Consider the following 12,763-nt stretch of genomic DNA (forward strand, 5'->3'; position numbering starts at 1 on the left):
GAACTTTCGAAAAAGGGGGTACGAACTTTGGCTCAAGCAGCGCATACCTTGAATTCATCCAAGCCTCTGGGGCATGGCCACAGTGTGAAGCGCCATACAGGACTTATGGATTGGCTAACAACCGTCGATCATAAAAAAATCGCAATTTTGTACCTATGGGCCGGAGGATTATTTTTTGGTATCGGCGGAATTGAAGCACTTCTGATTCGCTGGCAACTCATCAAGCCAATGAATAATTTTTTGGATGCCCAAACGTTTAATGAACTTATTACCATGCATGGTACGACGATGATATTCCTCGGCGTCATGCCAATCATCTTCGCCTTAATGAATGCCGTCATACCGCTACAAATCGGTGCACGTGACGTAGCCTTTCCTTTTCTAAATGCACTTGGCTTCTGGACCTTCCTGTTCGGCGGAATTCTACTGAATCTCAGCTGGATAATGGGTGGCGCTCCTGATGCCGGATGGACCTCCTACACCCCACTATCTACGAGTACATACAGCACTACACACGGTGTAGACTTTTATACGATTGGTCTTCAAATTGCCGGATTAGGTACCCTCATCGGGGGGATTAACTTTCTAGCCACGATCATTACGATGCGCGCGCCGGGAATGACCTACATGCGGATGCCGATGTTTGCTTGGACTACATTTATTACTTCCGCAATTATTTTGTTTGCATTTCCAGCAGTTACAGTAGGTTTAGTACTGCTGACATTCGACCGGATACTTGGAGCCAATTTCTTCGAGGTTGGGGCTGGGGGTAATCCGGTGCTCTGGCAACATATCTTCTGGATATTTGGTCATCCAGAAGTATATATCCTCATTCTGCCTGCCTTCGGAATTATATCGGAGGTTATCCCGACTTTTTCACGGAAGCGATTGTTCGGATATAGCTCAATGGTGTTCGCTACCATCCTGATTGCCTTCTTGGGCTTCATGGTTTGGGCTCACCATATGTTCACTACCGGACTTGGGCCGGTAGCTAACGCATTGTTCTCTGTATCAACGATGTTGATTGCGGTTCCGACAGGAATCAAGATTTTTAACTGGTTGTTCACGATGTGGGGCGGGCAAGTACGTTTCACGACACCAAACCTGTTCGCGGCAGGATTCATTCCTACCTTTACGATGGGTGGCGTCACTGGCGTCATGCTGGCTTCTGCGCCCGCTGACTTTCAGTTCCATGATACGTATTTTGTTGTAGCGCATTTTCACTACGTTATTGTGGGCGGCTTGGTGCTTGGCCTGTTTGCAGGTCTGCATTACTGGTGGCCGAAGATGTTTGGTCGGATGCTAAGTGAGAAGCTGGGCAAATGGACCTTCTGGACGTTTATCATCGGGTTCCATCTGACATTCTTTGTACAGCATTTCCTTGGACTCATGGGGATGCAACGCCGGGTATTCACGTATTTGCCGAATCAGCAATTCGATTTGCTGAATTTAGTCAGTACAATTGGTGCTGGGCTGATGGCTGTCGGTACGATTATTTTCTTAGTCAATGTCTTCCTAACTTCAAGAAAGCCAATGGATGCAGCTGATGATCCGTGGGAGGATGGACGTACACTAGAATGGACGATTTCTTCGCCACCGCCAGAATATAACTTCAAGCAAACCCCGCTTATCCGTGGTATTGATGCATTCTGGAAAGAAAAGATGGCAGGAAATAAAGGCATGACTCCGGCGGAACCGGTCGGCTCGATCCATATGCCGTCTGCAACTATATTGCCGTTTACTATGTCTGTTGGGATTTTCATCGCTGGACTTGGCTTCATGTTCAGTCGGGATGACTTCGGCAACGCCTTTATGAGCTTTATGTTTAATAATTATATCGTTACAGCTATCGGTCTTATCATCACGTTTGGATCTATGCTGTTGCGTTCGCTGTATGATGATCATGGATGGCATATTGAACCTGAAGAGCTGGAAGGAAGTGAGCGGACATGACAACGGCACATGCAGAAGCTTCTAAGGAAGAATTTCCTCACGAGCCGGAAAAAGCTACGCTCGAAGGACGAAACAAGGTTCTTGCCTTTTGGTTGTTTCTAGGTGGGGAAGCGGTATTGTTCGGTACGTTGTTCGCTACGTTCCTCGCATTGCGGAATCAGACGAATGAGGGGCCATCGGCGAATGAATTGTTTCACTTACCGCTTGTAGCTGCTGCGACATTCATTCTTTTGGTAAGCAGTTTGACGAGTGTGTTTGCTATCCAAGCGATGCATAGAAACCGTCCGGCAGTGCTTCGTAACTGGCTTTTGGTAACTGTAGTCTTAGGGCTTGGCTTCCTGATTCTGGAGATCTATGAGTTTACTCAATATGTGAGACACGAAGACTTCGGAATGACTACAAGTGCATTTAGTTCGGCATTCTATACATTAGTAGGATTCCACGGTGCGCACGTAGCTTTCGGGATTGCATGGATCGCCATCCTGATTGGGCAACTCATGCGTAAAGGATTAACCGTAGTTACTGCACCAAAAGTGTATGTGTCAGCCATGTACTGGCATTTTATTGATGTGGTATGGGTCTTCATCTTTACGGTTGTATACCTACTTGGAAAGGTGGGCTAGACACTATGACGACAGATCAGCATGTGCCAGAGAATGACGGGTATAAGCATCGTCATCGGCATGAAGGGCCACAGAGGCATATTGTTGTCTTTATACTGTCCATTGTCTTGACCTTAATTGCTTTCGCCGCTGTTGCTGCTGGAGGCGTGAATGCCACCTTTGCGGTTATTCTACTACTGGTGATGGCAGTCATTCAGGTCATTGTACAGATGGGCTTCTGGATGCACCTGAAAGATAAAGGACATCTAATACCGATTATCTTCATGCTGGGTGGTTTTTTTACCGCCGGTACCTGTATTATTATGTCGCTGTATTGGGTTTGGTGGAATTAACGGTCTATAAAGAAAGAGGCGGGCTGAGATGCCCCCTCTTTTTGGTGTTTAACTAGATCCTGCGCTAGGAGGGGTTAGGGTTATGCTCGGATTACAATATTTTAGCTTTGCAGAACTATGGAGCCCGCTTTTTCTGGCGGTCATGCTGCTGCTGACGGCGGGTTATTTCGTTTGGATTGGTCCGATTGCTGGACGTCATGCCGATTCAGTTCCGGTTCCGATCTGGCGAAGAGCACTATTTGTGTGCGGAATGCTTGCGCTTTATCTGGCACAAGGCGGTCCTGTTAGTCTATTAGGACATATGATGTTTTCCTTCCACATGGTTAGTATGGCCTTGTCATACCTAGTGGCGGTGCCGCTGATTATGCTGGGGATTCCAGATTTTATCTGGCGCAGCATATTGAGAGTAAATCCATTTCGCCGGTTGTCTTTTTTAGCTCGACCGGTGGTAGCTGCGCTACTGTTTAATGGACTATTTTCCTTGTACCATATTCCTGTTATCCATGATTATGTGATGCTGCATTTTACCGTTCACCGAATCTACTATATTGTTTTATTCCTAACAGCTGCCTTAATGTGGTGGACATTGATCAATCCGCTACCGGAGCGTCGAATGGCGAGTGGACTGGGCAAGATTGGGTTTATTTTTCTAAACATGGTATTGCTGACACCAGCCTGCGGACTGATTATTTTTGCAGATCAACCGCTCTATGCTACTTACAGTGATCCGGAGACTTGGGCACTTGCCATGGGCTATTGTATATCGGGTGATCCTTCTGCCTTACTTCAAAATTTTGGGGGTCCTGCGTTCTTTTCATTGTTGTCACCAAAAGTGGATCAGCAGGTGGGAGGTATCGCGATGAAGTTCATTCAGGAATTTATTTTTGCCTCTATGCTTGCTTATGTGTTCTATCATTGGTATAAAAAAGAGAACGGACAAGAGGGCGATGAATTATCGACGCCTTCCTCAGCACTCGAGGAGAGCACCTTGACCCGTGCATAACTGGTAGACTGCCAAGGAGGAGAATCATGGATATTTTTACGGTGTTTCCAACTATTAGCACATCGTTCATCGTGCTCAGTGCGGTGCTCGTAGCTATTGGCTGGTGGCTCATCATTAAGGGCAAACGCGAGGCGCACAAGAAGACGATGATTGCTGCCGCAATCGCTGCGCTCCTGTTTTTTATTGTTTATGTATCTAGAACGTTGTTCGTGGGAAACACCTCATGGGGCGGACCGGATGAACTTCAGACGATTTATCAAGTGTTTCTGATCTTCCATATCGTGCTGGCAACGGTAGCTGCGGTATTCGGACTTACTACTTTAACTCTTGGATTTAAGGCGAAGTACTCCAAGCACCGTAAGTGGGGCAGAGTGACATCTATAATCTGGTTCATTACTGCGATTACTGGCGTTATGGTGTATGTGTTGCTTTATGTTCTTTATCCAGGTGGACACACCAAGCCGGTGTGGGAAGTTATTTTGGGCGCGTAAGATAGCAATATGAATTAGCTGCGCGAATAGAGCATGAGAATATGTCGTGTGAAAAGGCGTGCGAGTATGCGTATGAATCGTATGTGAATTTGTGTGAATAGTAATGATAGGAATGAAATAAGCCTGTGCATCTGTATGTTCCTTAATAGGGATGATAGATGACGGGCTTATTTTAGTTTATGGAGTTGGGGAGTGTTCAAATCGTGAAATTGTACTGTGAAATCACTCGTGGTCTGAATAGTGGCGTGAAGAGGCACAGTGGGGAATTTCGAAAAGTGGACTGATGAGGAAAGTTGGGGGATGAAACTAGGTAGAGGAGCCGGCGGAGTGGAGTATGGAACTTGGTAGGAGATCCGAGCGGATTGGAGCTTGGAAGGGGATAGAACTGGTAGAAGGCTGAGTGGAAAGGAGTCTGAGAAGAAGAGTTGAGAAGGATAAGCGAGAAGGAAAGTACTCAAAAGCAATCTATTTGCTTACTTTTAGGGAAAACCTCCCTGAAATAGATGAGTTTTGAGCTCAAAAATCGATAATTAGGGAATTTCTCCCTGTATTTTAACCGTTTAAGCTCTAAACCGTAGAAATAGGTGAATTTATAGGGAGGAATTCCCTAAAAACGATGATTTCAGGCTAAATCCAAGTAATTAGAGGGAGATTTTCCCTAATTGTTTATTCTACTAGCAGTTACACCCACCGAGCGGTCACATCCGCTCAGCGGTAGCGCACGCCGAGCCCTCTCATCGATCGAGCGGTCACACCACCACCGAGGAGTCGCATCCATTAGTGGTCACAACCACCGAGGAGTCGCTCCCGCCCTTCAATCACCCCACCGAGCCGCAACATCTGGCCCTACACCTACAACCCATTGGCGAAGCAACAATGAGGCTGTCCTCACTCCGCGTCCTTCGCTCACATTCAACCTCTCCATAAGTTATGTTTAATCCTCTGATTAGTTAATCCCGATAATGATCAGTTTCCCATACGTGCAAAGCCTTCTCCAAAGGGGGGGGAGCGCATACCTCCTAATCCTCTTGGATGTTTTCCATTTACAGGATTGACAATGGTAAATTAAGGACATATACTGTGTATATAGATATATACAGTAAGCACAGGATATGAACACCTGCTTCTGCTAGACGCTGAAGACATTGTAAAGCGAGGTTAGTTTTAATGAGAACATTAAAAGATTCATGGTTTATGTTGCGCTCTGATTTTCGCGGAGACAAATTAAAGATATTAGGGACCCTCGTAATAACAGTTATTTTTATGTGTTATCTTGGTGGAATGACTAGCCTGGTAGCAAATGACGTACTAGGTGAGCAGGATCGGACGATGATAACAGATTTCTTATTTCTCTCCTTTATACCCTTATTGGGATTAACATTCTCTCGCCGTTCCATGAAATATTGGAGTGAAGACTCTTACACAAAAATGTTGGTTTACTTAAGAACCTTACCGATTCCAGCTGCAGTAATACTATCGCGGAGAAAACTTCAGGGGGTAGGCTCCTTTATTCTAAATGGTACGTTATTCTTCGGTATTGTTTACTTGTTAGGAGAAAATTTCCGGACAGAGCTGGCGGTTCCCTCGTATATAGCTTTTGCCATTACATGGCTCGGCTTCGGATTCATGGTCTCAGGTCTATATATTTTTATTGAGTATCTTTTTAGCGGCAAAGCTTATCTATGGCTAACATTGCTTATCGTAGTGTTATCGTGGGGAATATCATTCCTAGTTACACTTGGGGGAGGCAATTTGTTTTTATACAGTATCTCCTATTCCAAGGAGTGGGGGCTGTTATCTCCGATCATGTGGGGGTCACTTCTGCTGGGGACAATATCTGTGCAGTTATTCTCTAAATGGACTATACATCGACTGAAGAGTCGCAATCTCGTATAAAAAATCGGAATGGCAAGGACTGCACTCTAGCACGCTAGAGTGGAAGGCGAGGTGTAAATAATGTGGATACCGGTACAAATCAACGAAAATAGTGCAGAGCCCCTCTATCATCAGATAGAGACTCAGCTTAGATCCTTAATCATTAGCGGAGTCATTACAGAAGGTACGCTACTGCCCTCGATTCGTGAGTTCGCAGGAGATCTGAAATGCAGTGTAATTACAGTGCGGCGCGTATATCAGGATCTGGAGAATGAAGGTTTGCTGCGAACGAGACAAGGAACAGGTACCTTTGTATCCCATGTAGGCGACGGAGCAATGGAAGAATACAAACGGGACACGGTAGGCAAAGCACTTGAAAGTGCTGTGGATATCGGCCGATCGATACATTGCAGCAAGGATGAACTTGAGCAGATTTTTATGGAGATTGTAGAACGCAAGTATAGAGCACAGGAATGAAAGGGGGGCGCATACTCATATGGTACAGATGGCTATAGAATTGCGGAATGTACTTAAACAACGGCGAAACAAGACGATAGGACCGCTGACCATGAATCTGCCTAAAGGATATATTACAGCCTTGGTAGGTCAGAATGGATCTGGCAAAAGCACGCTACTGAATCTACTGATGCAGCTGACCAATCCAGAGGAAGGCGAGATATATTGGTTTGAGAACAGGTATAATAGCGGGTTGCCTCTGGAGCTGCGGCAGACCATTGCCTATGTTCCTGAGACATCGATTACTGAGGAGAACCACTGGAATGCAGAAGAGGCAGCTCAATTTCGACAGCATTGGTATCCGAACTGGGATGAGCCGTATTTTCAGGATCTAATGGATCGCTTTGAGGTTCCATATCATATGAGGCTTTCTAAGATGTCTAAGGGTGAGCGTCGGAAATTCGAAATTGCCGCAGCACTTGCGTCACGCCCAAGTCTGCTGCTACTGGATGAACCTTCATCAGGTCTTGATCCCTTTGCCTGGAAGATTATGATCGAGACGCTTCTTAAATATATGGATGAGAACAACGCTACGATCATCATCTCCACACACATTGTGGAAGAGGTACGGCGGTTGGCAGATTATATCGTGCTTATGCATAGAGGTGAACTGCTGGGTATGGCCGAGAAAGACAGTTTATTCGGTACTTGGACCGAGGTATGGGTACAGGTTGCAGGTGAAGAGGAGCTTGCTGAGTTATCAGCGGAATTACCGGGAGGTATAAACTTTACCATGGATACACCGGGTGTAGCTTCTTTTATCATAGAACAATTTTCTAAGAACGAGAAACGCATTCAGGACTTGGGCGTAAAGGTTATCAAGAGTCGCAGTTTAGAATTGGACGAAATATTGGGTTTATGGACACAGGGACACCGTCCTATCCTGATTGATCACAAGAGAGGGGACTAGAGAAATGGAAGCCTTAAAGCTGGAAAGTGTAATGAAGCAATATGGAGAAAAAACCGCTGTAAACGGAATTAACCTAACGGTAGGCAAGGGGGAAATTTACGGATTACTGGGGGCAAATGGTGCAGGAAAAACAACCACAATGCGCATGGTGCTTGGCTTAATTTACCCTGATGGCGGGAATATTTTGTATAATGGAAAGCCGTATAACAGCGAACTTCAGCAAACCATGGGCTATCTGCCCGAAGAAAGAGGATTATATCCAAAGGTAAAGGTAAGCGATCAAATCGTCTACTTGGCACGTCTGCGCGGGATGTCGGCTAGTGATGCAGATAAGAGCCTTCGCTACTGGCTCGATCGGTTTGAGGTTCCGGATTATTACAATAAGAAGATTGAAGAGCTCTCCAAAGGGAATCAGCAGAAAATGGGCTTTATCGCCGCAGTCGTTCATAAGCCGCAAATTCTCATCCTTGATGAAGCCTTCAGTGGTTTGGACCCTGTTAACGTGGAACTACTGAAAGATACGGTAAAAGAATTGCGTGATCAAGGAACGAGTATCTTATTCTCAACGCACCGGATGGAGCATGTTGAAGAGCTTTGCCGTAATATTACGATTTTGGATCGTTCCAATACTGTCGTACAGGGCGATATTCGTACGATTAAGAGTGGGTATCCTCGTGAACAAGTATTGTTGCGTACGGATAACGAAGTGACCGGTCTAGAATCAATTGCAGGTGTAACAGCATTACAGCGACAGGAGCGAGGTTATCTGTTGTCAATCAGTGAGATCGGCGCAGCACAACGTATCCTACAGCAGGCGATGGCGCAGGGTGAAGTGGAGCATTTTGAAATTAAGGAACCAACGTTAAATCAAATCTTTATCAGAGCGGTGGGTGAATCTCATGAATAAGATGGGGACAATTATTGGCTTTACCTTTAAAAATAAAGTAAGAACGAAATCATTCATGATTACTACGTTAATTCTAGTGTTGCTGCTCAGTATTGGGATGAATCTTCCGTACATCATCGATCAGTTTAAGGGTGATTCTACAACAAACGCAGAGACTCAAATTGCTGTGATCGCGGAAGAAGGAAATCAGGTGGCAGAGTTGTTGAAGGCCTATACTTCACCTGAGGGAATGCCGCAGGCAAAAGTTGTGCAGTATACTTCTGCCGATGATGCGGAGCTAAAGAAAGCTTTAGATGAAGGGACTGTAGAAGGGTATGTTACTTTTGCAGAACCGACTGGTGAAGGACTTCCACCCGTTACTTATTATAGTGAGAATGGTGAATTGAAGGGCGATGTACAAATCTATCTCCAAAATGCCCTTCAGCAGGCCAACACCCAGTTCGTCGTTGGCGACAAGCTGACGCAGGAGCAGATTGCTGCTATGTCAACACCGGTACAGATCGCTACTCAGCAGCTCAACCCTGATGGGACTGCGGGAGATAAGGATGCGTCGCAGGAATCCGCTCCAGCTATTAATTACGTCATTGTATACGCCATGCTTATGCTGTTCTTCATGTCTATCATGATGACCGGTAATATGATCGCGGCTGAGATTACTTCAGAGAAGAGCTCACGGATCATGGAGATTCTGATTACAAGTGCCTCACCTTTAGCGCAAATGTTCGGTAAAGTTATCGGTGTCTTCTTAGTAGGATTATTACAAATTGGCGTCATTATCGCAGCGGTAGTTGTCAATCTTAAGCTTCCGCATAATGCAACGATTTTGAAAGATTTAGACCTGGATTTAGGCCAGCTTAATATTAACTTGTTGCTTTATGGAATTGTTCTTTATGTACTAGGTTATTTCCTCTATGCCTTGATGTATGCAGCTGTAGGTTCGATTGTCAGCCGTACAGAGGATCTTGGCCAAGCGGTTATGCCGATTATGATGTTAGGCTTCGTAGCCTTCTATGTTCCACTGTTCAGTATCTCTAATGCGGATACTCTGCTGGTTAAGGTAGCGAGTTATGTGCCTTTCACCTCTCCATTGACCATGCTGCTCCGAATTGGTGTTGGTGAAGTAGCGATCTGGCAAGTTATTGTATCATTAGCCATCCTGCTTGTTACCACGTTCATCTTTGGCTGGTTGGCTGCCAAGATCTATCGCACAGGCGTATTGATGTACGGCAAACGTCCAAGTATTAAAGAGATCAGAAAAGCGATGAAGGCTTACAAGATCTAAGTGGCTTCATATAAACTTTTAAGGAGTGGTAATCATGACTAAAAGTGAACAATACAATATGATGCTTTTAATGAGTTCGGTATCTCTGGCTACGGTTAGTAGAATGCTCTCGACCAATGGGTCCGCTTTAATGGATTTCACTCAGGGTGTATTGACTGGGATTGCCATGGTGGGGATGATTGCGGGATTGTGGATGTACGGTAAGGCGCGTAAGAGTAAAGCGTAATAGTAGGAAATAAGGAAGCCGCGGCAGATGCCGTGGCTTTTTTATTTTTTGTGTACGTATCGTAAAAGTTATTTGGAAGATAGTTGCGGACTCCAGGACTCCTGAGTCCAATATATGCTCCGTACACTCAAATGTCTTTCCTTTTGAGGGATTAGACAACGGATAGATTACCACTAGGCAGCAAATCCTCTTGAGCAGTCAGTTGCTCCCGCACACGCCTAAGCTGTGCTTTTAGTACAGGAACACTCTTTTGCAGAATGATGCTTATTTGAGGTAAAGATAGCTTTAGGCCATACCACATCGTTTTTATAAGCTGTTCCTCCCAAGGCAATGTCTTGGCAGACAGAAGAGACCGGCGTGCGTAATAATCGGCGCATTGTCGGATACAAGAGCGGTAAGCTTCGATAGAGAATAGCTGGCTGTCGAAGCTTTTTTGACGGAATATTTTATGAAGCTCTTTAAAAGTACGGATAGTAACCTTCTCAGCTTCTGCTGATTGTTGTAACAACATGTAACTGAGCATATAGATATCATTCGTACACTTTTGAACACACTCTGCAAATATAGTTCTACGGGGGGATTCGGCAGGTAAGGGGTCAGGCATGATAAACACGATCCTTTCAGAATTGTTTATGGGATAAACCTATAATATAGAAAAGTAAGAAATGGATTTGTTGATAAGCTCGGCGGTATCAGGTTCTGGATAACTATGTTTTTGAAGCGCAACACTGGATGGTTTATAATATAGCCGCCCTCCTTTGGAATCTCTCCCACCAGCGACAGCTCTATAGAGACGACCTTGCTCAATGTGCCCTGCCAAGGATTTACCCTGCAGCTTGGCTCTTAAATCCAGTAAAGCACCTTGCACTAGCTCAAACTGAGTCTGATCCCACTCTGAACCATGGGTACGTACTTTATCTATCGCTTCCTCTAGCCGGCAATGGTATATCATTCTGAGAAAAGAACTCCATTTAATAAGGTCGAAAGTTTTGGTATTGGCAGAGATAAGACATGCCCCCCAGCTGCTACCTCCTTTACAGGTAAGTTTCAGGATGCCATAACGGCTGCCTTGATCAGCCTCCATTCCATAATGAATAGGCTCAGGTGAATCAAAGACGAATACTTCTATGCGAGATAGTCTTCGCTGGTCCATGACAGTTTTCTCCTCCTTAGGTTTCCAAAAGCTTAAGATCTACATGGTGAATGTCATTAACCTTCTCTATACAGGCGAGCATTTCAGCTTCATTCTCACAGACTGCGGCATGCTCTAGCCATAGTCGGAATTTCTGTTTGCGTATAACGGATAAATGTAAGGGAAAGGTGTTGCGGGATCTCATTACGTACCAACCGGCTGCAACATCTTTCCACGGTTCCTTAAAAGCGGTGAGCCACGGAAAACGTTGGTGTGCTGACCAATCCTGCAGCTGTTGCTTTTCTCGGATACTTTTATATATTTCGTATATAATTGTTCGGTCCATACAGTATTCACAGGTAGATGGGCTGCTGAAATGGCGAAGTGATTCAATCTGCTTCTGACCAAAAGCATAGCCGACAATAGTTCTGTGATGATCCTCTTCGAACCACAACGCTCCAAAGCAAACATAATTTAGACTTATCGGCTCAAGTAGCCCTTGCTGAGTTCCCCAATAATAGTGTTTCATTCCTTTCACCCCGTCCAGCATGCTATCACCTTATAGAATCAGGTAACGCAAAAACCGCAGCAAGAGGAGGACCTCTGCTGCGGTTTTGGAATACAGGTATACACACACCTGTGCCAAAGCGTGGCGGATCAAGGGTCTCTCTCTTTACGCTTACGAGGTTAGCTGTCGGATTCGGACGGTGAGAGTCGCCCTACCTATGTGAGACTTGAACAGTCTCCTTCGGATTCACCCCAAGTAGGCCATGTGGCCTGATGGTTCCCCCGTTCCCTGCAAATACAGGAACTCAGCGTTGAATGTATTTTGTGAAATAGATTCAACCCGAATCATACTCTTTTCAAGGTGTTTCTGTAAAAACAGAAAGTGTTCTTTTGAGCGCGATTTAAACCAAATCCTGCCTACTACGACGGAAAAGGGAACCAAATAGGTATTTATTGCGAGTTATCGGGCTTCTTCCTCGCTTAATCTCGACTTCTTGTTTTCTTACCTATAAAGGCGATTTTTTGAGATATCTACATTTGTGGTGAATAAAATCACATGGTATGCCCGCTTTTCGCTAATGGATTAAAACTCGAGTAAACAAGAGATATAGAGAGATTGGATATCAAGTAAGCGCTATCCAACGCGAAAATAGTTTTTAATTTGCATTATTTTGGCATCAATCAGGTTTTACAATTCTTCCTGCATAAGGGTATGATTACTCCTGTTTCAACAACAATCGAATATTTGATCCGCTTAATTTCCGATAAGGAAAGCGGGGGAACCAACAATCGGCAGACGATGTGAGAGTCGGAAGCCGGTTATGGGGTGAATCCTGTAGAAGATGCGAGTGAGCTCGCATCTATACAGGTAGGGCGACTCTCACCGCCCGAATCCGACAGCTAACCTCGTAAGCGTATGGAGAGAGGATGAGTGCAATGTGACCGCTAGCGAGCCACAGAGGAGAATCCTTTGTGGCTTTTTGCTGTGCTTTTTTAAGCAAAGCAT

At 45.1% G+C, this 12,763-nt stretch carries 14 protein-coding genes and 2 riboswitches; of the genes, 11 read left to right on the top strand and 3 right to left on the bottom strand.

The genetic code is table 11. The features are described from left to right. The first annotated feature begins 105 nt into the window (after positions 1 to 105). From ctaD to NYE25_RS23665, 11 genes are all read left to right on the top strand, one after another. Positions 106 to 1,953 carry a cytochrome c oxidase subunit I gene (gene ctaD / locus NYE25_RS23615; RefSeq protein WP_076285960.1) on the top strand — a complete coding sequence of 616 codons (1,848 nt, stop codon included), beginning with the start codon at positions 106 to 108 and terminating at the stop codon, positions 1,951 to 1,953. Further along, complete coding sequence (locus tag NYE25_RS23620) at positions 1,950 to 2,576, top strand: cytochrome (ubi)quinol oxidase subunit III (RefSeq protein WP_076300135.1); 627 nt, start codon at positions 1,950 to 1,952, stop codon at positions 2,574 to 2,576. The genes ctaD and NYE25_RS23620 overlap by 4 nt, the downstream gene beginning before the upstream one ends. 5 nt (positions 2,577 to 2,581) lie before the next feature. Beyond that, a complete protein-coding gene (locus NYE25_RS23625; RefSeq protein WP_042184535.1) occupies positions 2,582 to 2,908 on the top strand; it encodes a cytochrome C oxidase subunit IV family protein in 327 nt (108 codons plus the stop codon). Between the two features lie 82 nt (positions 2,909 to 2,990). Then, positions 2,991 to 3,911, top strand: a complete 921-nt coding sequence (gene ctaG, locus NYE25_RS23630) for a cytochrome c oxidase assembly factor CtaG (protein ID WP_076285928.1) — start codon at positions 2,991 to 2,993, stop codon at positions 3,909 to 3,911. A 26-nt stretch (positions 3,912 to 3,937) separates the two neighbouring features. Continuing rightward, positions 3,938 to 4,402, top strand: coding sequence for a DUF420 domain-containing protein (locus NYE25_RS23635; protein ID WP_042123812.1), 465 nt, complete (start codon positions 3,938 to 3,940; stop codon positions 4,400 to 4,402). Between the two features lie 1,167 nt (positions 4,403 to 5,569). Continuing rightward, positions 5,570 to 6,298 (top strand): hypothetical protein, encoded by a 729-nt coding sequence (locus tag NYE25_RS23640; RefSeq protein ID WP_076285927.1) that lies wholly within the window; start codon positions 5,570 to 5,572, stop codon positions 6,296 to 6,298. Positions 6,299 to 6,358: 60 nt separating this feature from the next. After that, positions 6,359 to 6,754, top strand: a complete 396-nt coding sequence (locus NYE25_RS23645; RefSeq protein ID WP_341050498.1) for a GntR family transcriptional regulator — start codon at positions 6,359 to 6,361, stop codon at positions 6,752 to 6,754. 91 nt (positions 6,755 to 6,845) lie between these two features. Then, positions 6,846 to 7,703, top strand: a complete 858-nt coding sequence (locus NYE25_RS23650) for an ATP-binding cassette domain-containing protein (protein ID WP_445667182.1) — start codon at positions 6,846 to 6,848, stop codon at positions 7,701 to 7,703. A gap of 4 nt (positions 7,704 to 7,707) precedes the next feature. Continuing rightward, a complete protein-coding gene (locus NYE25_RS23655) occupies positions 7,708 to 8,610 on the top strand; it encodes an ABC transporter ATP-binding protein (protein WP_341146964.1) in 903 nt (300 codons plus the stop codon). Continuing rightward, positions 8,603 to 9,892: an ABC transporter permease gene (locus NYE25_RS23660; protein ID WP_341146965.1), complete on the top strand. Its 1,290-nt coding sequence runs from the start codon at positions 8,603 to 8,605 to the stop codon at positions 9,890 to 9,892. The genes NYE25_RS23655 and NYE25_RS23660 overlap by 8 nt, the downstream gene beginning before the upstream one ends. A 34-nt stretch (positions 9,893 to 9,926) precedes the next feature. Beyond that, positions 9,927 to 10,118 carry a hypothetical protein gene (locus NYE25_RS23665; protein ID WP_042123819.1) on the top strand — a complete coding sequence of 64 codons (192 nt, stop codon included), beginning with the start codon at positions 9,927 to 9,929 and terminating at the stop codon, positions 10,116 to 10,118. Between the two features lie 151 nt (positions 10,119 to 10,269). On the opposite strand, the gene NYE25_RS23670 is transcribed toward NYE25_RS23665, so the two are convergent. From NYE25_RS23670 to NYE25_RS23680, 3 genes are read right to left on the bottom strand one after another with little or no spacing between them, the layout of a single operon-like run. After that, complete coding sequence (locus NYE25_RS23670; protein WP_341146966.1) at positions 10,270 to 10,722, bottom strand: hypothetical protein; 453 nt, start codon at positions 10,720 to 10,722, stop codon at positions 10,270 to 10,272. A gap of 39 nt (positions 10,723 to 10,761) precedes the next feature. Continuing rightward, the gene (locus NYE25_RS23675; RefSeq protein WP_341146967.1) at positions 10,762 to 11,271 is read right to left on the bottom strand and encodes a hypothetical protein; all 510 of its coding nucleotides are present in this window, start codon (positions 11,269 to 11,271) and stop codon (positions 10,762 to 10,764) included. A gap of 16 nt (positions 11,272 to 11,287) precedes the next feature. Then, positions 11,288 to 11,779, bottom strand: coding sequence for a hypothetical protein (locus NYE25_RS23680; protein WP_341146968.1), 492 nt, complete (start codon positions 11,777 to 11,779; stop codon positions 11,288 to 11,290). A gap of 133 nt (positions 11,780 to 11,912) precedes the next feature. Then, positions 11,913 to 12,078, bottom strand: a riboswitch (cyclic di-AMP (ydaO/yuaA leader). A gap of 420 nt (positions 12,079 to 12,498) precedes the next feature. Then, positions 12,499 to 12,688, top strand: a riboswitch (cyclic di-AMP (ydaO/yuaA leader). The last annotated feature ends 75 nt before the right edge of the window (positions 12,689 to 12,763 follow it).

The sequence above is a fragment of the Paenibacillus sp. FSL E2-8871 genome (genome assembly GCF_038000345.1).
In the GTDB taxonomy this organism is placed as follows: domain Bacteria; phylum Bacillota; class Bacilli; order Paenibacillales; family Paenibacillaceae; genus Paenibacillus_AQ.